The following is a 19,471-nucleotide window of genomic DNA, read 5'->3' as shown; positions in this document are numbered from 1 at the left end:
GTCCCTTTCTCACGCTGGCGAGCAGCGTGGCCGGTGCCATGGTGGTCGCCCTGGACGGCACCGTGCTCACCGTCGCGCAGCCCACCCTGCGCCGTGACCTGGACGCCTCCCTCACCCAGGTCCAGTGGACCAGTACCGGGTATCTCGTCGCGGTGGCGAGCCTGCTGGTCCTCGCCGGGCGGCTCGGGGACCGATACGGACACCGGCGCACCTTCGCGCCGGGCATGCTCGGCTTCGGCGCCGCCTCGGCGGGCATCGCGCTGGCGCCGGACATCGGCTGGGTGATCGGGCTGCGGATCGTGCAGGGGGTCTTCGGAGCGCTGTTGCAGCCGGCCACGCTGGGGATGCTGCGGGCCGCGTATCCGCCCGAGCGGCTGCGGACCCCGATCGCCGTGCGCACCGCGTCCATCGGGGTGGCCGCGGCGGCCGGACCGGTGGTGGGCGGTGCGCTGGCCACCGAGTTCGGCTGGCGGGCCGTGTTCCTCCTCAACATCGTGCCCGCCCTGGGGTTCGGCCTGCTCGCCCTCGCCTCCCGGGAGCGCCGGGACGGTCGGGACGTGACGGAGCGTCCGCCGCCGGTCGCCGGCGCCCCGCTCGACCTGCCCGGTGCCCTGCTGCTCGCCGTGACCCTGGCCTGTCTGGTGCACACGCTCGTCGGCCTGCCTGGCGTGACGTGGTCGGCGCCGGTCGCCCTCCTCGCCGGCGCCGCCTTCGTACGGCACGAGCGCCGGTCGAGCTCTCCGCTGCTGCCGCCGGAGGTCGTGGGCTCGCCAGCCGTGGGCGCGGCGCTCGGCGTGCTCGTCATCGCGTCGGCGGTCCTCAACGGCGGGCTGCTGACCTGCGTCTACGTACTCCAGGACGACCTGGGGACGACCCCGCTGCGCAGCGCACTGCTCAGCCTCCCGCTGGCCGTGCTGCTGGTGGCCGCCGCTGCGGCGTCCGCCGTCCTGCTGCGCCGGTCCGGCGCGCGCGCCACGGTCGCCGCAGGGATGGTCGTCCTCGCCGCCGGGCTCCTCGTCCTCGCCGGGGCCTCGGCGCCGGTCCCTCTCTGCGCCGGGTTCGCGCTGGTGGGCGCCGGGTTCGGGACCGTGATGGTGGCGGCGACCCATGTCGTCGTACGCCAGGCCCCCGCGGCGTCGGCCGGGGTGGCCGGCGCACTGCAGCAGACCGCCATGAACGTCGGGCCGGTGGCGGGGGTGGCTGCGGCGACCGTGCTCATGGACCTCGGCGCGGCGCGCTCGCCCCTGGTCGTGCTGGCGTTCACGGCCGCCGCGGCGCTGCCGGTCTGCCGGGCGCTGCCTACCGGTCCGCGCCCCGCCCCGGTCACCCCCGCTTCGGGTACCTCGGCTGGTCCGAGCGACGCAACGCACACCGATCATGGCGCCGAAAGGGGTCCGGACACGCGTTCCCTGCGCGACCATGGGGTCTGAGGTCGTCCGGGCGGGGTAGGCCGGGACCGCACCTTGAACGAGCGCACCGGAGGAAAACCATGGCACTGCTGCGGCAAGAGGTCGACCCGAGCGGGGTCGGGCTGGACGCGAAGGCGCTGGACCGGCTCGACCAGCACCTCGCCCACCTCGTCGACGAGGGGCGCCTGCCCGGGTTCCTCGTGGCCGTCTCCCGCGGCGGCCGGGTCGCCCACCTCACCGCGCACGGCCACCGCGACATCGCCGCCGGGCTGCCCGTCGAGGCCGACACCCTCTACCGGATCTACTCGATGACCAAGCCGGTCACCTCGGTCGCCGCGCTGATACTGGTCGAGGAGGGCCGGCTGCGCCTCGACGATCCGGTCGCCGACCACCTCCCGGCCTTCGCGGACCAGCGGGTGTACGCGGGCGGTTCGGGCGCCGACCTCACCACCCGCCCGGTCGGGCAGCCCCTGCTCGTGAAGCACCTGATGACCCACACCGCGGGCCTGACCTTCGCCTTCTACCACTGCCACCCGGTCGACGCCCTGTACCGCGAGGCCGGTCTGGAGTCGGCGGTGCTGCCGGGCTCGGACCTGGCCGGGACGGTGGAGGCGTACGCGCGGCTGCCGCTCCAGTTCGAGCCCGGCACCCAGTGGAACTACTCGGTGGCCACCAACGTCCTGGGCCGGATCATCGAGGTCGTCTCCGGTAGGCCGCTGGACGAGTTCGTCGCCGAGCGGATCCTCCGCCCGCTCGGCATGCCGGACGCCGGCTTCCAGGTCACGGACGAACAGGCCGGCCGGCTGGCGGAGCTGTACGGCGACGCCGACGACGGCGGGATCGAGCGGATCCCGGGCCTTCCGCTGTCCGGCCGTCCCCGGTTCCTGTCGGGCAGCGGCGGTATGGTGGCGACCGCATACGACATCCACCGCTTCAGTGAGCTGCTGCGCCGCCGCGGCGAGCTCGACGGCGTACGTCTGCTCGAACCCGAGACCGTCGACCTGATGACCCGCAACCATCTCCCCGGCGGCGCCGACCTGCGCGCCTTCGGCAGTCGCCCCGCCCACGACGAACCCGGCAACGACGGTGTCGGCTTCGGTCTCGGGGTCTCCGTGGTGACCGACCCGAGCCGCACCCAGGCGCCCTCCGGGCTCGGCACGTACGGCTGGAGCGGCGTCGCCACCACGACGTTCTGGGTCGACCCGAGCCACGATCTGAGCGTCCAGTTCCTGACCCAGCTGAGGCCCAAGAGGTCCCTGAAGCTCTACCCCGACCTCAAGCGGCTGGTCCACGAGGCGATCACCGGCTGACCGCCCGTCAGCCCTCGGTCCGCAGCGTGAACACGAGTCCCTCGTCGCCGAGTTCACGAAGCCATTCCTCCGAGCGCGGTGCCGTCTCGGCCGCCCGGCTCAGCCCGGGTGCCAGGGAGCCGTCCAGGATGTGCCGGACGCCCAGGGCGAGCGGCCGGGAGACGCATCGCGCCATCGCGCTCTCCTTCTCGTCGCCCTCCAGGTCCAGGAGGTAACTCCCGGACCACGTCGTTCCGTTGTCGACGCCCTCGGCCCGATCGCCCGTGTCTGCGGTGTCACCCGTGCCCCTTCCCGACGCCCGCACGTCCAGTGACACGGCGAGGACCACCCGGTCGCGGTCGGTGTCCGTGGTCGGGTAGGCGGCCGCCAGTTCCCGGGCCAGCGCGGCGATCGCGGCGTCGTCGCCCGTCCTCAGCTGCTCGAAGACCGTCTCCCAGGCCCGCAGCCAGCCGTCGAGGCGCAGGGTGCCGCGTACGAAGGTGAGCGGCTTCCAGGCCCGCGGCAGCCCGTACTGCTCGATGAACGGAACGCTGTCTCGGTTGGGGTAGACCTCGAAGGTCTCACCGTGGACGAGATGCTCGCGCGTGGCCTCCCAGGGCCGGCCGACCACCGTCTCGGCGCCGTTCTCGACGTAACGCGCGGGCGAGCGCAGGGCGTTGAGGACGCCGAGCGGCGCCCAGCTGAAGCGGTACCTGAAGTCGTTGGGGACGGCCGGGACGCCTCCGCAGTACGAGGTGAGGCGGTACGAGGCCGCCGTGTGGTCGCCGATCGCCCGTCGGGCACGCGCCACGAGGCTGTGCGCGAAGAGGTGGTCGACGCCCGGGTCGAGCCCGGCCTCGGCGAGGACGACGAGCCCGGCCCCCGTGGCCGCGGGTACCTGCTCCAGCACCGCGTCGGAGACATAGCTGGAGCACGCGAAGTGGGCCCGTCGGGTCACGCACGCCGCCAGCAGCGCCGCGTGCTCGGACGCGGGCAGCATCGACACCACGACGTCCCCGGGCGCCAGTCGGTCCATCAGCGCGCCGAGGGTGTAGGCGAGCGGCTCGGCGCGTCCGGTCAGCCCCAGCCGGTCGAGGGTCTCGGCGGCCCGCTCCGCCGTACGGTGCCACAGCCGTACTGCGTCGGTGTGCTCGCACAGGGCGGCCAGGCCGCTGCCCGTGGAGAGGCCGGCGCCCACCCAGTGGACGGTGCCGGTCGCCGGAACCAGGTCAGCCACGGCCGAACTCCTGCTCGTCCGGACCGAGTTCGCGGCAGGCCCGGTGGAAGCGGTCCAGGGAACGGCCCCACGGCCCGGCGGTGCCGAAGTCCATCAGCAGGGGCGTCAGCTCCGCCGAGAAGTCGACGCTGGCCTCGCGCGGCAGCAGGGACGGCAGGTTGTCGATGGCGATCAGGTCGAGCGGGGGCTCCTTGCGCAGCCGGCGCACCGGGTCCGCCCACTCGGTGGTGCGGTCGTAGACCGGCAGGACGTTGAGGGGCGAGCCCACGTCGCAGGTGACGTCGGAGAGGGTGCGCAGCCGGCGGGCCGGGTCGTCGAGGTCCTCCTCGCGGACGAACGGCGGCACCGGGGTCGTGGCGAGAACGCAGTTGACCATCACGTCGTGGGCCAGCAGGGCGGCGCGGTCCAGGTCGCCCGTCTCCGCCAGGTCCCAGCAGGTGGGTCCGACGCCGGCCGTGGCGAACGCGGCCCGGGCACCCCGGCCGCTGCGGCCCAGCGCGCCGACGACGAGGGCGGTGAACTCCTCGTCACCGGGTGCCGGACGCAGCGCCTCGTCCAACTCGTCCTTGCCGGTGGGACGCAGGGGGGCCGTCAGCCGGCCCCGGTGCTGGAGGACCGCCAGGGCCGCGCCCAGGTAGCCCGCCCAGAAACCGAAGGCGGCGAGGCGGCGGCCGTCGTCGTCGACCAGGTACTCCAGGTCCAGGAGCGCCCCTCCCCCGGCGGCGAACCGGCGCAACAGGTCTACCGCACCCGGCTGTTGTTTGTAGGCGTGCCCGAAGAAGACATGACGGTGCCTCAGTTGAGCCGGCCGGTCCGGCAGTTCCTTCAGGCCGAGGACGACCGCCTCGGACGGCGCGGACACCCAGGAGCCCGCGGGGGCGATCCGGGCGCCGACGGTCTCGTACTCCCGCGTCGGGAAGACGCGCTGCGGGGAGTCCTCGACGGTCAGCTCCACGCCGGCCTCGACGAGGCGGCGGGCGTCGTCGGGGACGACCGGGGTGCGCCGTTCGGTGGTGCGGACCTCGTGCCGCAGCCACAGGTGCAGTTCGGTCATACGCGGTTGACCTCCGGACGCGGGGCGTCGGCCGCGAAACGGTCGGCGCTCAGGGGGGTGACGTCCACGAAGGGTACGCGGCCGAGAATCAGGTCGCGGACGACCTCGCCGACGGCCGGACCCTGGAGGAAGCCATGACCGGAGAAACCCGTCGCATACAGAAAACGGGATACCGAAGACGCCTCGCCGATCAGTGCGTTGTGGTCCGGGGTGACCTCGTACAGCCCTGCCCAGCCACCCGTGCGGCGCAGGTCGAGCAGGGCGGGGGCGCGGCGTTCCATGGCCGCGGCGAGGCGGGGGATCCACCGGTCGTGGGTGTCGGTGGCGAAGCCCGGCCGTTCGTCGGGGTCGGACATGCCGACGAGCAGACCGGGGCCCTCGCCGTGGAAGTAGAGGCTGCTGGTGAAGTCGATGGTCATGGGAAGGTCGGGCGGCAGGCCGGGGACCGGTTCGGTGACCGCGATCTGGCGGCGCAGCGGCTGCACCGGGAGCTCCACGCCGGCCATCGCGCCGACGGCCCTGGACCAGGCGCCGGCCGCGCAGACGACGGTGTCGGTGGTGATGCGGCCGAGGGTGGTCCGCACGGCGGTGATCGTGTCGCCCCGCCGTTCGATGCCGGTGACCGCGGTGTGCCGCAGGATGCGTGCCCCGTGCCGGCGGGCGGCGGCCGCGTACCCGTGGACGACGGCCTCCGGGGTGCAGTGCCCGTCGTCCGGCGAGAACGCGGCCGCGAGTAACCCGTCGGTGCGGATCAGCGGGGAGAGGCGCCGCGCCTCGGCCGGATCGATCATGCGGCTGGGCACCCCGAGCGCGTTCTGGAGCCGCACGCCCGCCTCGAAGGAGGCCACCTCCTCGGGCGTGGACAGCAGGAAGAGGTAGCCGACGCGCCGCAGCCCGATGTCGTAGCCGGTCTCCTCCTCGAACCGCCCGAAGCTCTCCAGACTGCGGGCCCCGAGCCGGATGTTCAGCTCGTCGGAGAACTGGGCGCGCACCCCGCCGGCGGCTTTGGAGGTCGAGCCCGCGGCGAGTTCGTCGCGCTCCACCAGCAGGACGTCACGGACGCCGGCGGCGGCGAGGTGACAGGCGATGCTCGTGCCCATCACCCCGCCGCCGATGACGACCACCGAAGCATGCGTGTTCACCGAGCGGCTCCTTGTCACGGCGGCACCGGCCCGTACGCCGGGGCCGGGGCTGTCGTACGCCATGGCCGCCGTGATCCCTACCCACGGGGGCGGCGGTGCCGAACCCGATCAGGACCAGTGGGCCACCGCGTCCAGGTGGGGCAGCCGGTGGTCCAGGCGCTCCCGCTTGGTGCGCAGATAGGTGATGTTGTTCTCGCACGGCTCGATCAGCAGCGGAACCTCTTCGGCGACCCTGATGCCGTTGTCCACCAGCGCCTCGCGCTTGCGCGGGTTGTTCGACATCAGGCGGACGGATTCGACGCCCAGGTCGCGCAGGATGTCGGCGGCCACCTTGTAGTCGCGGGCGTCGACCGGGAAGCCCAGCGCGACGTTCGCCTCGACGGTGTCCAGTCCCTCCGCCTGCAGCGCCATCGCCCGCAGCTTCCCGAGCAGCCCGATGCCCCGGCCCTCGTGCCCGCGCAGATAGACGACTATGCCGCGGCCCTCGGCGACGACCGCCCGCAGCGCGGACGCCAGCTGGTCGCCGCACTCGCAGTGCTGGGAGCCGAACGCGTCGCCGGTCAGGCACTCCGAGTGCAGCCGGGTCAGCACGTTCTCGGTGCCGATCTCGCCGTAGACCAGAGCCACTTGCTCGTCACCGCGGTCGTGGTCCATGTAACCGACCGCCTGGAATTTCCCGTACACGGTGGGCAGGGGCGCATTCACCACGCGTTCCACACCGGTGCGCTGCGGGGTCTTCGTGCCGAGTACGCCAATTTTTTCTGTCATGATCTGGTTCCTAAGCAGAGACGAAGGGCCGGGAAGAAATGAGTGGTTCGGAAATACGGTCGGCGGCGTACGGAACGGTGCCGACGGACACGTCCGAAGACGTACGCACCCGGGGCGCCGGCGTCGCGACGCAGGTGGCGGTCCTGCCCGTCGGAAGCTTTGAACAGCACGGACCGTACCTGCCGTTGGCCACCGACACACTGGTCGCCTGTGCCATCGCCCGGGAGATCGCCGGGGCGTACCCGGTACACCTCCTCCCGCCGGTGACCATCGCCTGCTCGCACGAGCACGCCGCCTGGCCGGGAACCGTCAGCATCTCCTCCGTGACCCTTCACGCGGTGGTACGGGACATAGCGGCGTCGCTGCGCCGCTCGGGCGTCGAGGCCTTGGTGCTGGTCAACGGACACGGCGGGAACTACGTCCTGGGCAACGTCGTCCAGGAGTCCTCCGCCGCAGGTGAGCGGATGGCGCTCTTCCCGTCCGCGGAGGACTGGGAGGCGGCGCTGGAGCGGTCCGGGGTGTCGACCTCGCTGCTCACCGACATGCACGCCGGGGAGATCGAGACCTCGATCCTGCTGCATGCCCACCCCGAAGTCGTCCGGCCCGGTTACGAGTCGGCCGATTTCGTCGCGGACGACCGCCGTCATCTGCTCACGCTGGGAATGTCCGCCTATACCGATTCGGGCGTCATCGGCCGTCCTTCCCTGGGGTCCGCGGAAAAGGGGAAGGAACTCCTGGCGAGCCTTGCGGATTCCTTCGGCGCGTATTTCTCCTTGCTGTCCGCGGGTTCTCCGGCGGCTTCGGGAACCGAATCCCGTATCGCCGCGACGGGTGAGTCCGACGCCGCTGACGACTTCGGAGCGGGTGCCCCGACGTCGTCGTGACACCGCTCGTCGACCCCGGGGCCCGTCTTTCCGGCGGCCCCGGCCCGCAGCCCCGCGTACCAGCGGACGACCAGCACGACCGCCCCCGGCAGCGCCGCCACGAAGCTGAGCACGCCGTACACGACGGCGACCGCGAGACCGGTGCTCGCACCGAGCCCGGCGGCGCCGAACGCCCAGGCGGTGACGCCCTCGCGGGGGCCCCAGCCGCCGACGTTCAGCGGCAGGCCCATGGCGAGCAGGGCGAGGAAGGCGATCGGCAGCAGCTCGAGGACGGAGGCGCCGGAGCCGGCGACTCGCGCGGCCACGACGAACATCGCGAGGTGCCCGGCCAGGACGACCGCCGACGACACGGCGACGCCGGGCCCGTTGCGCCGCGACAGCAGTCCCTCGCGTGCCTCGGCCAGTCCCGCCCGCAGCCGGCCGCCGCGCCGAGGAGCCGAGGAGTTCATCCGCACGGCGAGGACGACGGCGAGTGCGCCCACGCCGACCAGCAGGACCGGCGGGACCACGTGCCGTACGTCCTGCATGACCGGGGAGGGCAGGGTCAGCAGGACCGTTACGCCTGCGACGGCCAGCACGAGCTGTCCCGCGGTGCGCTCCAGCACCACGGCCCGCACGCCGCGTGCGACGTCACCGGCGCTCTGCCCGTGCCGTACCGCACGGTGCACGTCACCGAGGACGCCGCCGGGCAGGGCAGCGTTGAGGAACAGGGCCCGGTAGTAGTCGGTGACGGCCGGCAGAAGCGGCAGGCGGATGCGCAGCCCGCGGGCCACCAGCGCCCACCGCCAGGCGCTGAACACCGTGGTGACCGCGCCGATCCCGAGCCCCACCAGCAGCGTCGGCGCGTCGATCCGGCGCAGGCCGTCCAGGAAGACGCCGGTGCCCAGCCGCCACAGCAACACGCTGAGGATGACGACTGCGGCGACCGTCCCGAAGTGCGTGCGGACGGCTCGGTTTCCGAGCAGGGCGCGCAGCGGGGAGGACTTCCCCGCCCGCGGCTCCGTCACGACGACACCGATACGGGCCTCGGACACGGCGGCGCCGGTGCGGGCCGGCGCGGGGCTGCTCGGGGGCCGGTGCGCGACCGCCCTGGCCGCTCCCTCCGCCCACACGGCCGGCGGCGCGGGCGTCACCCGGGGGCTCACCGTCTCCGCGCTCATCAGGCCGCCCCGCCCGTCGGCCTGGCCAGTGCCAGCAGGTCGCTGTGGTGGACGGTGACCTGCAGTTCACCCGCGGCGCAGGCGGCGAGCCGGGCGGCCAGATAGGCCTCGGCGCGTTCGGCCAGCGCGGGGCGCTCCTCCACGGCCGCGCCGACCCAGCCGCGCAGCCACTGGGCGGTCAGACCCACGTTCTCGGGGCCGAGCCGCCACGGGCTCGGGTGCACCTTGACGGTCGCGCCGTGGGCGGCGAACGCCTCGCAGGCCACGGTCACCGAGTCGGGACCGAGGAGGCCGCCGCGCCGCTGGTGGTCGTTGAAGGCCGCGGCGATCTCGTCGTCCAGCGGGTCGGGCACGCTGAGTTCGATGCGTCCGGCGACCGACAGTGTCAGCAGCGCAGGGCAGCCCGCGCCCGCGCAGGCCGCGGCGAGCGTCTCGACCTCCTCGCGGGTGAGGACGTCCAGCAGCGCGGACGCGGTGACCAGCGAGGCGCCGAGCAGGGCGTCCGGGGTGAGCCGGGCGACGTCGCCGCGCCGTGTCTCGACGGTGACCCGGCTGCCGTCGGCGGCCGCCCGGGGAGAGGCGACGGCCGCGAAGTGCAGGAGGTAGGGGTCACGGTCGTGCAGGATCCAGTGCTGGGCGCCGTCCAGGCGCGGGGCCAGCCAGCGGCCCATCGAGCCGGTGCCGCACCCCAGGTCGTGGATGGCGAGACCGCCGCGCCCCGGCAGGTTGGCGAGCCGGATCCGCAGCGGGTCCAGCAGCTCCATCGACCGGGCGGCGGCGTCGGCGGGCTCGCGCAGCTCCAGCCACTCGGGGGCGTAACGGGGCTGCTCGTCAGGACCGACGTCCCGCAGCCGCACGGTGGGCCGTTCGCCGGTCCCGCTCACCGGCCCGGCGCCGGCGATGACACCGCCCGCCGCAGCGTCGGCACCGGAAGCCACCGGCTCCACCGGGGACTCCGCACCGCCGGCCACGGGCTGCGGTACCGGACCGGAAGCCGGGCCCGTACCGGAGGTCGCTGCCTGCGCCGCGGATTGCGCGTCCGCGACACGCGCCCCGAAGCCGGAACCGTTACCAGTACCGGTACCGGAACTCACCGTCCGCGTCACGGACTCCGGGCCCGGCGCCACCGCACGTGCCGCCGAACCGCCGTCGGGGATCAGGGAGTCCACCACGGAACCAGCCTCCTTCCGGACCGGCTGCGCCGGAATGCCGCCCACGCGTCGTGCCAGATCGGCCGGGGTCGCCGTCGTCTTCCTCATGCCGCCCTCCGGGGGTCGCCGGGAAGCCGGCCGAGGACACCGGCCAGGCTCTGGGCGGTGGTCGCCCAGCCGTTCAGGGCCGCCCGGCGGCCCCGCGCGGCGGCCTTGAGACGACGTCGTACGTCTGCCTCGCCGAACCAGCCGCGCAGCTCGACCGCGAGGGCGGCCGGGTCCTCCGGCGGGACGAGAATGCCGGGGACACCGCCGTCGGGGGCGCGGCCGACCGCCTCCGGCAGCCCGCCGACGTCCGTCGCGAGGACGGGGATGCCGCGGGCGAGCGCCTCGGTGACGGCCATGCCGTACGTCTCCGCGTAGGAGGTGAGGACCATCAGGTCGGCGGAGGCATAGGCGGCGTCGAGGTCGGCGCCGGTCTTCGGTCCCGCCAGCTCCAGCCGGTCCTGTAGGCCGTACTCGGCGATCAGGCCGCGCAGATGGGCGACGTACTCCGGGTCCTGCCCGAGTCCGCCCACGCACACGCAGCTCCACGGCAGGTCCCTCGCCGCGGCCAGCGCCTCCACCAGCCGGTGCTGGCCCTTGCGCGGGGTGACGGCTGCCACGCACAGCAGGCGCGAGACGCCGTCGGTGCCGGAGGCGAGGGGGGCGATGTCCGCGCCGGGGGCGGCGACATGGACCCGGTCGGGGGCGAGCCCGTGGTGGGAGACGAGACGGCGGACCGCCCAGTCGCTGGTGGCGATCACCGCGGGGACGGCCCGCAGCACCTCCCGCTCCTTGGCGTCGAGCTCGGCCGCCACCTCGGGCGCGAGACCCCGCTCGTCGCCCAGCGGGAGGTGGACGAGGACGGCGAGCCGCAGCCGCTCCGCCTCGGGGGCGATGATCTCCGGCACCCCGCAGGCCACGATTCCGTCGAGGAGGACGACCGTGCCGTCGGGGAACTCACGCAGCGTCCGCGCCAGTTCCGCGCGGGCGGCCGCCTCCGGGCGGGGCCAGGACCCGGACACCCGGTGCTTGTGCACCTGCCAGCCGAAGCCGGGCAGATCCAGGCACAGGCGCCGGTCGTAAGCATTGCCGCCGCTCGGGTTCGCCGGGTCGTCGACACCGCCCGGCATCACGAACTGCACGGAACGCAGGGACATGGGGATGATCCCGCCGATCTTGGGAAGCGTGGCCTGCGCGGGCACGTACGCCAGCGGGGCCTTGGCCACGGCGGCCTTCTCCATGGTCACGTCGGTCACAGCGCACGCTCGTAACTCGCCCAGGCGACGTGCGACTCGTGCAGGCTGACGGCGATGGCGGCGATGCCCCGGGCGCCCTCGCCGAGCGCGCCCTTGTGGATCCGCTCCGCGAGCCGGTCCGCGACGACCTTCGCCAGGAACTCGGTCGAGGTGTTGACCCCGGCGAAGTCGGGCTCGTTGTCGAGGTTGCGGTAGTTCAGCTCGCTGACCACGGCGCCGAGCTCCTGCGTGGCCAGCCCGATGTCGACGACGATGTTGTCGTCGTCCAGCTGCTCGCGGCGGAAAGTGGCGTCCACGAGGAACGTCGCTCCGTGCAGGCGCTGCGCGGGTCCGAAGACCTCGCCGCGGAAGCTGTGGGCGATCATGATGTGATCGCGGACGGTGACACTGAACAACGGACGACCCTCCAGGTGCGGCGCCTCTGCTCCCCCCGGCCGTTGGCCGCCCGGGGGATGCCGTGTAGTACGGACCTTCACTTCCCCTTGTTCAGCCCGATCTCACTCTTTTCTCAGGTCAGGCGCTCCGGCTCGTACCTGACGCGGTGACACAGGGCCGGAATCTCGCCCGACGCGAGCTTCGGCATCACCTCCGGCAGCTCCTCGAATGCGCTGTCTCCGGTGACGAGGGCGTCGAGCGCCGGGTCGGCCAGCAGCTCCAGGGCGAGCGCCAGCCGGTCGGCGTACGTCCGGCTGGCGCGGCGGGCCGGGGAGACGGTGCCGACCTGGCTGCTGCGGATGACCAGCCGCCGGGAGTGGAAGTCCTCGCCGAGCGGGAGGGAGACCTTCCGGTCGCCGTACCAGCTCAGTTCGAGGACGGTGCCCTCGGCGGACAGCAGCTCCAGGGAACGCGCGAGCCCCTGCTCGGTGGCGCTGGCGTGCACGACGAGGTCCAGACCGTCGCGCGCGTCCTCGGGAGCGGCGAAGTCGACACCGAGGGCCTCGGCGACCTTGGCCCGCGCCGGGTCGGCGTCCACCAGTTGCACGCGGACGCCGGGGAAGCGGGCGAGCAGCGCGGCCACCGAGCAGCCGACCATGCCCCCGCCGACCACCGCGATCCGGTCGCCGACCAGCGGCGCCGCGTCCCAGAGCGCGTTGACGGCCGTCTCGACGGTGCCGGCGAGGACGGCCCGCGGTGCGGGCACCGAGTCCGGTACGACGGTCACCGCCGCCGCCGGGACGACGAACCGCGTCTGGTGCGGGTAGAGGCAGAAGACCGTGCGCCCGACCAGCGCCGCCGGTCCCCTCTCCACCACTCCGACGTTGAGGTAGCCGTACTTCACGGGCGCCGGGAAGTCGCCCTCCTGGAACGGCGCGCGCATCGCCGCACGCTGACTCTCGGGCACCCCGCCGCGGAACACGAGGGTCTCCGTGCCACGGCTGACGCCGGACCACGACGAGCGCACCAGCACCTCGTCCTCGGCGGGGTCGGGGACGACGACCTCGCGGATCTCCCCCTCGCCCGGAGAGCTGACCCAGAACGCACGAGCGGTGACGGACATCGGCATTCTCCTGAACGATCGGCAACCGGCCCACGTACCGAGGTGTGCACAGTCCGCGCACAGTACGCGGCACTGATCATCTTTGTCATCTGGCCGGAGGAATGTGCGGTGGCCCTGAACAACACTTACGACGCGAGGCTGGTTCAGCAGGAGACCGCTGTGGGAGCGGGCGTTCAGATCCTGTTGCTGGCTCTGCTCGGCTCGGCGATCGGCCTGGGGCCGGCGGGCTGGGTGACCGGCCTCGTCTTCGCCATCGCCACCTGGGGGGTGCTCTCCCGGGCGCTGCACCGCTCCAGTCTGCGCTCGTTCGGCCCTGCCAACCGGGTCACGCTCGGCCGGGCGACCCTGGTCGGCGGGGTGACCGCGCTGGTCGCGGACTCCTTCGAGAGCACGCCTCCGGTGACGCTGCTGGTCGGTCTGACGGCCGTGGCCCTGATCCTCGACGGCGTCGACGGCAAGGTCGCCCGCCGCACCGGCACCTCGACGGCCCTGGGCGCGCGCTTCGACATGGAGGTCGACGCGTTCCTGATCCTGGTGCTCAGCGTGTACGTCTCGATGGCACTGGGCCCGTGGGTCCTTCTCATCGGCGGCATGCGCTACGTGTTCGTCGCGGCGGCCCGCGTCGCCCCCTGGCTCAACGCCCCGCTCCCGCCGAGCACCGCGCGCAAGACGGTCGCCGCGCTCCAGGGTGTCCTGCTGCTGCTGGCGGGCGCGGACCTGCTGCCGTTCGCGGCCAACTTCGCCGTCGTCCTGCTGGCGCTGGGCTCGCTGGTGTGGTCCTTCGGCCGGGACGTGCTGTGGCTGTGGCGGACCTCGCGGATCGCCGCGCAGACGCCGGCGCCGAAGCTGCTGGAACTCGTGTAGCTCCTCTCTCCCATGGGGCAGGGCCCGGACCGGTTTCACGGTCCGGGCCCTGCCCCATGGGCTTTCCCGCGTTCTACGACCGTGCCGCTCCGCGTCCGTACGACGGCGAAGGCGGCAGCCGCGAGGCCCAGCACGCCGACGACGCACTCATGGTGACGGGTCCTCCCACGTCCGACCGATACGGCGGCCGGCGCTCCCGCGTTCACGTTCTTCCGCTCTCACGTCCTCCCACCGGTACGCCCCATCGCGGACAGGCGCTGCCGCGTGCACGTTCCTCCGCGTACACGCGTCCCACCGGTAGGGGCTGTCGCGTCCCTGCGCCGCCCCGTTCAGCGCTGCCCCGTTCAGCGCTGCCCCGTTCAGCGCTGCCGCGGTCGCGGCCGCCGGGGAAGGAGCGCGACGGCCGCGGCCGGTACGGCGGCCAGGAGGAGCCAGGGGACGGCCGGGGGCAGCCCCGCGTCCAGGAGAGTGCCGGTGGCAGCGCTGCCGAGCAGCACGATCAGCCCGGAGACGGAGGACAGCGCCCCGGTGTACAGGCCGAGCCGGCCCTCCTCGGCGAGGTCGGGCACCCAGGCGCGGGCGGCGGGGACGACGAGCATCTGACCGAGCGTGAGCAGCAGGACGAAGCCCGTCGCGGGCAGCAGCCCGGCCGTGCCGGTCCTTCCGGCGGGCAGGGCGGCGGCCACGACCGCGAACCCCGCGGCGATGAGCGCGAGCCCGGCCGCCATGGAGCGGCGCAGGCCGATCCGCTCCCCCGCCCACCGCGTGACGGGCAGCTGGGCGGTCACGACCAGCAGCGACGACAGGGCGAACAGCCAGGCCAGCGGCGCCTGCGAGGCGGCCGCCCGCTCCACCTCGGCGGGCAGGGCGAGGTAGAGCTGGTTGTAGGCGAGGAGATAGGCGCCGTACGCGCAGCACAGGGCCAGGAAGCCGCGGTTGCGGAGCAACGGGCCGACACCGCCGCGTACCTGGATCCGGGAGCGGCCGGGGATGTGCTGCGGCAGCAGCCACGCGTGACCGGCGAGGACGAGGACGAAGACACCGGCTCCGGCCAGACACACCGTGCGGAAGTCGACGGCGAGGAGCAGCGCGCCGAGCAACGGCCCGACGAACGCCCCGGCCTGCCCGGCGACGGTGAACAGGGCCAGCACCCGGGTCCGCGGCCCACCGCCCGCTTCCTCGTGGACGACGGCCTGCCGCGCCACCTCGGACTCGACTGCGGGGGAGAACAGCGCGGCCGCCAACCCGATCAGCAGCACCGCCCCGACGACCGTCCAGGTCCGCTCGGCGTGACCGAGCCAGCCGAACCCGGCGATGCGCAGCGCGCACCCGGCGAGCACGACGGGACGGACGCCGTACCGGTCGGCGAGCGCCCCGCCGACCACGAACAGCCCCTGCTGGCTGAAGGTCCGCAGCCCCAGCACGAACCCGACCAGCCAGCCCGCCATGCCGATCGCGTCGCCGAGATGCTCGGCGAGGAAGGGCAGGACGGCGAAGAAGCCGACGTTGAAAGCGAGTTGGGTGAGGATCAGCAGACGTAGAAGGGGAGAGAGCGGGGGCGCCCCCTTCGCGACGCGGCGCGGGAAGAGGTGTGTCACCGTCATGCGGTCACCGTCGACTCGGCTGAACGGGACGGCTGTTCGTCGGCGACCGGGTCTGCCGTACGGGTGGGCCGTGGCCTCGGTCGTCGCAGTCCGCCGGCCGCGGTCACCGCAAGTGCGCCGAGAAGGGCGAGGACGGCGGCGGGGGCGAGCACGGCCCAGGGGGCGCGTTCGGCGTAGGGCTGGTTCTCGGCGAGGAGCAGGCCCCACTCCGGGGACGGCGGCTGGGCGCCGAGGCCGAGGAAGCCGAGCGAGGCCAGGGCGAGGGCGATGCCGGGCAGCCGCAGAAGGGCGTGCCGGGCGACGGGCGGGAGGACGGCGGGCAGCAGCTCGTTCCTGAGCAGGTACCCGGGACCGGCGCCGAGGGCGCGGGTGGCGGTCAGGTGGAGGGTGGCCCGTTCCTGCCGCAGCAGCGCGGACGTGTGCGCGGCGAGCGGCGCCCAGGCCACGACGGCCACGGCGAGAACGGGCGTCGTGGGTCCGCTGCCCCACACCGCGGCGACGAGCAGCGCGGCCAGCACCGGCGGTACGGCGTTCACGGTGTCGACCAGCGGCCCGGACAACCGGGGCAGCAGCCCGAGCAGGACTCCGGCCGTCAGGCCGATCGCGCTGATGGCGAGGGCGAGCAGGAGGGTGTCGAGGGCGCCGTGCGCGACCCGGGCGAGGACGTCGCGGCCGAGCGCGTCGGTGCCGAACGGATGGGCGGCGGAGGGCGATCGGAGGCGGGCCGCGGTGTCGAGGGCGAGCGGATCGCGGGGCAGCCCGAGGAGGATGACGACGGACAGTGCGAGACCGTAGGCGACCGGCAGGATCCTGCGGACCGGCGGCGACGGCCGGTGGAGCGTGTGCAGCGCGCCGTCGCGCAGCGCGGGACCGATGAGCAGCCGGGCGGCGAGGCGGGCGCCGACGGTGGTGGCGGCCGCGAGGGCGACGAGGACGAGGGTGCCGGCCTGGAGGACGGGCAGATCCTGCGCGATCGCGGCCTGGAGGGTGGTCCGGCCGAGGCCGGGGATGTCGAAGATCTGTTCCACGGCGACCGACCCGCCGGTCAGGCCCACGACGAACAGCCCGAGGTTGGGCAGCAGTCCTGGCACACAGCGGCGCAGCGCCTTGCGGGCGATGCTGCGGCCGGTCGTTCCGCGCGCGGCGGCGGCCGACGCCCAGGGCTCTGCGAAGGCCGCCGGCAGCTGGTCGTCGAGCAGGCGGCCGAGGACGGCGCCCGCGGGCAGCCCCAGGGCGAGCGCGGGCAGCACCGTCCACTGCGGGCCGTACCAGCCGACGGCGGGCAGCCATCCCCACTGCACACCGACGACGGTGGCGAGCACGGAAGCGGTCAGGAACTCGGGCAGTGCGGCGAGCACGGCGGACCCGGAACCGCCGCCGGGCCGGCCCGCCAGGCGCCGCCGCGCTCCGAGGCACAGCGTGCGGGCGCACACACCGGCGGCGGTGACCAGGGCGACCGCCGACGCGACGAGCATCAGCAGCAGGGACGCGCCGAGAGCCTCCAGGACGCCGGGCAGGACGTCGGCACCGGAGATCCACGACCGTCCGGCGTCCCCGCGCGGCAACCCCGCGAGCCACTGCCCGAGAAGGCGCAACGGGCCTTCGTCCACACCGAGTCGGGCGCGGATGTCGGCGAGCACCTCGGGCGTCGCGTCACGGTCGGCGGACCGCGCCTTCAGTACGGTCAGCGCCGGGTCGGTGTGCGACAGCCAGGGCAGCAGCCCGATGCCGCACACCAGCAGGGCGGCCAGCACGGCACGCCACAGCAGCGCGCCCAGCCTGCTCCTCATGCCGTCAGCGCCGGGTCCCGGCGCCGACGAGGGTGCGCTCGTAGGGATCGAGCAGCGCACCGCCGACCCCGGCGCCGACCCCCGTGATGACGCGCTGATGGACGAGCGGGACGACGGCGTCGGTGCCGAGGATCGCTGCCTCGGCCGCCATGGCGGCGTCCTGGCGCTCGCCGGTGTCGGAGACCGTCTGCGCCTCGGCGACCGCCCGGTCGACGCCCTTGTCGCACAGCAGGGCGAGGTTGTAGCCGCCGTCGCAGGCGAAGTCACTGGCCGGCAGGGAGACGGGGTCGCCGGTGTCGAGGAGGCTGTTGCGGGCGCCGACGAAGGCGTCGAACTTCCCGGCGAGCGCGTCGCTCTCCAGCCTCGAGTACTCACGCACCTCCAGTTTCACCCGGAAGCCGGCCTTCTCCAGTTGCTGCTTCAACACCTGTGCCACTTCCGGGAGTTCGGGTCGGTTGTCGTAGGTGGCGAGGGTGAGCGAAGCACCGTCGGGGCTACCGGCCCTCACGCGCCCGACGGGCCGGACGCGCTTGCTCTCGGCCCAGGTGACGGCGGGGCCGTACAGGCCGGCGCCGGCGTCCGCGTGACCCTCGTAGACGCCCTCGGCGAGGGCGGCGGTGTCGACGGCCGCGCGCGCGGCGGCCCGCAAGGCCGGATCCTTGAAGACGCCGGACTTCACGTTGAGAAGCAGGCTGGTGGTGCGGGTCGTGGCGGTCTCGCGGCGGGTGTCCGCGTCGAGGGTGGCGGCCTGGGCGACGGGTATCGCCTCGGCGAGGTCCACCTGCCCGGTGCGCAGGGCGTTGGCGCGGGCGGTTCCGTCGGCGATGAAGCGCACGTCGACGCCGGAGGCCTGGGCCCGGCCGCCCCAGTAGTCGTCGAAGCGGTCGAGAGCGGCGGCGGTGGCGCCGGTGACTTCGGTGAGTTCGAAGGGTCCGGTGGCGGTGCCGACCGGGTCGACGGCTCCCTTCGCGCCGTAGGCCTTCGGGGCGAGGACGGCAAGGCCGGGGCTGGACAGGCGCAGGGGCAGGACCGGGTCGGGGGCGGCGGTGGTGACCCGTACGCCGGTACTGCCCTCCGCTGTCGCCGTGAGGGTGATGCCGGACAGGGCGGCCGGGGGCGGCTCCGCCTCGGTGGCATGCGTGAGGGAAGCGGCGACGGCGGCCGGCGTGACGTCCGTGCCGTCCTGGAAAGCGGCCTCGCGCAGGGTGAACAGCCAATTGCGCTCGTCCTCACGGCGCCAGGAGGCGGCGAGCGCGGGGGCGGCGGCGCCGTTGGCGTCAAGGGTGGTCAGCCCCTCGGTGACCCCGAGACGACTGAGGATCGTCGCGTCGGCGCCGTGGGGAGAGAGGTTCTCGGCGGGCGGGAAAGCCAGGGCGACGCGCAACCGGGAGCCGTTGTCGGCGCCGGATCCCGCGCCGCCGTCACCGTCTGAGGAGGCGAAGCAGCCGGCGAGCAGCGGGGTGAGGAGGAAGGCGGCGAGGAGCCGGGGAGGACGGGCATGGCGGGGACGACGGGGGAAGCGCATGAAGTTACCGGCCTGTGGGACGAGAGCGGGAGGAAGGAGGGGCGGAAAGGGAGGGAGTGGTGGGGAGCGGGACGCCGAGGGGGACGCCGGGAGAAACACCGGAACAGACGTCGCAACAGACGTCGGATCAGATGTCGAGAGGGACGTCGAAGTGCACGATGCGCTGGCCGCCGGTCAGTTCCTCCCGCTCGTCGTGCACGACGGTGCCGAGCGACCGCCAGAACCCCTCCGCTCCCTCCACGGCCGGGTCCGTGTGCAGGTAGACGGACCGATAGCCGCCGTCCGCGGCCGCGAAGGCGAGGAGTTCGGCGACCAGCCGCCGCGCGATGCCACGCCGCCGGTGCTCCCGGCGGACGTAGACGCGACGCAGTTGCGCGGTCGTGCCGGAGGGGTAGCGCTCGGCGACACGGCGTGGGTTGGGCGGATGCGCGGGACCACGGGAGTCCAGGGCCGCCGTGGCGACGACCTCGCCGTCCTCGCCGTCCTCGCCGTCGAGCGCGACCAGCAGGACGTGGCGGGCCGGGACGAGGTAGGCGGCGACGGGGTCGATGATGTCGCCGTGCCAGCGGGGCACGTAACCGGTTCCGAAATCGCGGTAGACGGTGTCGAGCATGACGGCTCGGGCGCCGTCGAGGTCCTCGGGGCCCGCGGGCCTGATGCAATAGTCACGCACTTGCACATTATATGCATTAAGCGAGCAAAGTTGATCACTTGACCATCACTCCCGGATTTGACAGAGGTCGCGGCGCGCCCCTAAATCTAGCCACATGACATTCATTTTCAACAAGGGGGTGC

General features: G+C 73.7%; 16 protein-coding genes and 1 pseudogene. 4 read left to right on the top strand and 13 right to left on the bottom strand.

Going from position 1 to position 19,471, the window contains the following annotated elements; genetic code table 11:
- Nucleotides 1-38: 38 nt before the first annotated feature.
- Entirely contained in the window at nucleotides 39-1,430 is a 1,392-nt protein-coding gene (locus tag QF030_RS33485; RefSeq protein WP_307167779.1) for an MFS transporter, read from the top strand.
- 59 nt (nucleotides 1,431-1,489) lie between these two features.
- Nucleotides 1,490-2,719: a serine hydrolase domain-containing protein gene (locus tag QF030_RS33480; RefSeq protein WP_307166298.1), complete on the top strand. Its 1,230-nt coding sequence runs from the start codon at nucleotides 1,490-1,492 to the stop codon at nucleotides 2,717-2,719.
- A 7-nt stretch (nucleotides 2,720-2,726) separates the two neighbouring features.
- On the opposite strand, the gene QF030_RS33475 is transcribed toward QF030_RS33480, so the two are convergent.
- From QF030_RS33475 to ribA, 4 genes are all read right to left on the bottom strand, one after another.
- Complete coding sequence (locus QF030_RS33475) at nucleotides 2,727-3,935, bottom strand: saccharopine dehydrogenase family protein (RefSeq protein ID WP_307166297.1); 1,209 nt, start codon at nucleotides 3,933-3,935, stop codon at nucleotides 2,727-2,729.
- Entirely contained in the window at nucleotides 3,928-4,989 is a 1,062-nt protein-coding gene (locus tag QF030_RS33470) for a saccharopine dehydrogenase (protein WP_307166296.1), read from the bottom strand. The genes QF030_RS33475 and QF030_RS33470 overlap by 8 nt, the downstream gene beginning before the upstream one ends.
- On the bottom strand, nucleotides 4,986-6,131 hold the full coding sequence (locus QF030_RS33465; protein ID WP_307166295.1) for an NAD(P)/FAD-dependent oxidoreductase: 1,146 nt from the start codon (nucleotides 6,129-6,131) through the stop codon (nucleotides 4,986-4,988). The genes QF030_RS33470 and QF030_RS33465 overlap by 4 nt, the downstream gene beginning before the upstream one ends.
- A 108-nt stretch (nucleotides 6,132-6,239) precedes the next feature.
- Nucleotides 6,240-6,899, bottom strand: coding sequence for a GTP cyclohydrolase II (gene ribA, locus QF030_RS33460; RefSeq protein WP_307166294.1), 660 nt, complete (start codon nucleotides 6,897-6,899; stop codon nucleotides 6,240-6,242).
- Nucleotides 6,900-6,937: 38 nt separating this feature from the next.
- Between ribA and QF030_RS33455 the strand changes: the two genes are divergently transcribed.
- Nucleotides 6,938-7,783 carry a creatininase family protein gene (locus QF030_RS33455; protein WP_307166293.1) on the top strand — a complete coding sequence of 282 codons (846 nt, stop codon included), beginning with the start codon at nucleotides 6,938-6,940 and terminating at the stop codon, nucleotides 7,781-7,783.
- Nucleotides 7,784-7,926: 143 nt separating this feature from the next.
- Here QF030_RS33455 and QF030_RS33450 read toward each other — a convergent pair.
- The 5 genes and pseudogenes from QF030_RS33450 to QF030_RS33430 all read right to left on the bottom strand — a co-directional run.
- Nucleotides 7,927-8,943, bottom strand: a pseudogene (locus QF030_RS33450) (lysylphosphatidylglycerol synthase transmembrane domain-containing protein); the annotation flags it as partial.
- Nucleotides 8,943-10,202 (bottom strand): trans-aconitate methyltransferase, encoded by a 1,260-nt coding sequence (locus tag QF030_RS33445; protein WP_307166292.1) that lies wholly within the window; start codon nucleotides 10,200-10,202, stop codon nucleotides 8,943-8,945. The gene QF030_RS33445 and the pseudogene QF030_RS33450, both read right to left, overlap by 1 nt.
- Entirely contained in the window at nucleotides 10,199-11,395 is a 1,197-nt protein-coding gene (locus tag QF030_RS33440) for a glycosyltransferase family 4 protein (RefSeq protein ID WP_307166291.1), read from the bottom strand. Before QF030_RS33440 ends, QF030_RS33445 begins: the two co-directional genes overlap by 4 nt.
- A complete protein-coding gene (locus QF030_RS33435; protein WP_020125703.1) occupies nucleotides 11,392-11,790 on the bottom strand; it encodes a 6-pyruvoyl trahydropterin synthase family protein in 399 nt (132 codons plus the stop codon). Before QF030_RS33435 ends, QF030_RS33440 begins: the two co-directional genes overlap by 4 nt.
- Nucleotides 11,791-11,903: 113 nt before the next feature.
- Nucleotides 11,904-12,893, bottom strand: coding sequence for a zinc-dependent alcohol dehydrogenase (locus tag QF030_RS33430; protein WP_307166290.1), 990 nt, complete (start codon nucleotides 12,891-12,893; stop codon nucleotides 11,904-11,906).
- Nucleotides 12,894-13,001: 108 nt separating this feature from the next.
- Between QF030_RS33430 and QF030_RS33425 the strand changes: the two genes are divergently transcribed.
- The gene (locus tag QF030_RS33425; protein WP_307166289.1) at nucleotides 13,002-13,757 is read left to right on the top strand and encodes a CDP-alcohol phosphatidyltransferase family protein; all 756 of its coding nucleotides are present in this window, start codon (nucleotides 13,002-13,004) and stop codon (nucleotides 13,755-13,757) included.
- Between the two features lie 359 nt (nucleotides 13,758-14,116).
- On the opposite strand, the gene QF030_RS33420 is transcribed toward QF030_RS33425, so the two are convergent.
- From QF030_RS33420 to QF030_RS33405, 4 genes are all read right to left on the bottom strand, one after another.
- On the bottom strand, nucleotides 14,117-15,361 hold the full coding sequence (locus QF030_RS33420) for an MFS transporter (RefSeq protein ID WP_307166288.1): 1,245 nt from the start codon (nucleotides 15,359-15,361) through the stop codon (nucleotides 14,117-14,119).
- Entirely contained in the window at nucleotides 15,358-17,151 is a 1,794-nt protein-coding gene (locus tag QF030_RS33415; RefSeq protein ID WP_307166287.1) for an ABC transporter permease subunit, read from the bottom strand. The genes QF030_RS33420 and QF030_RS33415 overlap by 4 nt, the downstream gene beginning before the upstream one ends.
- A 4-nt stretch (nucleotides 17,152-17,155) precedes the next feature.
- Nucleotides 17,156-18,676 (bottom strand): ABC transporter substrate-binding protein, encoded by a 1,521-nt coding sequence (locus QF030_RS33410; protein WP_307166286.1) that lies wholly within the window; start codon nucleotides 18,674-18,676, stop codon nucleotides 17,156-17,158.
- A gap of 127 nt (nucleotides 18,677-18,803) precedes the next feature.
- On the bottom strand, nucleotides 18,804-19,349 hold the full coding sequence (locus tag QF030_RS33405) for a GNAT family N-acetyltransferase (protein ID WP_307166285.1): 546 nt from the start codon (nucleotides 19,347-19,349) through the stop codon (nucleotides 18,804-18,806).
- Nucleotides 19,350-19,471 lie beyond the last annotated feature (122 nt).

It is taken from the genome of Streptomyces rishiriensis (genome assembly GCF_030815485.1).
In the GTDB taxonomy this organism is placed as follows: domain Bacteria; phylum Actinomycetota; class Actinomycetes; order Streptomycetales; family Streptomycetaceae; genus Streptomyces; species Streptomyces rishiriensis_A.
This window is presented reverse-complemented; position numbering and strand designations above follow the sequence as displayed.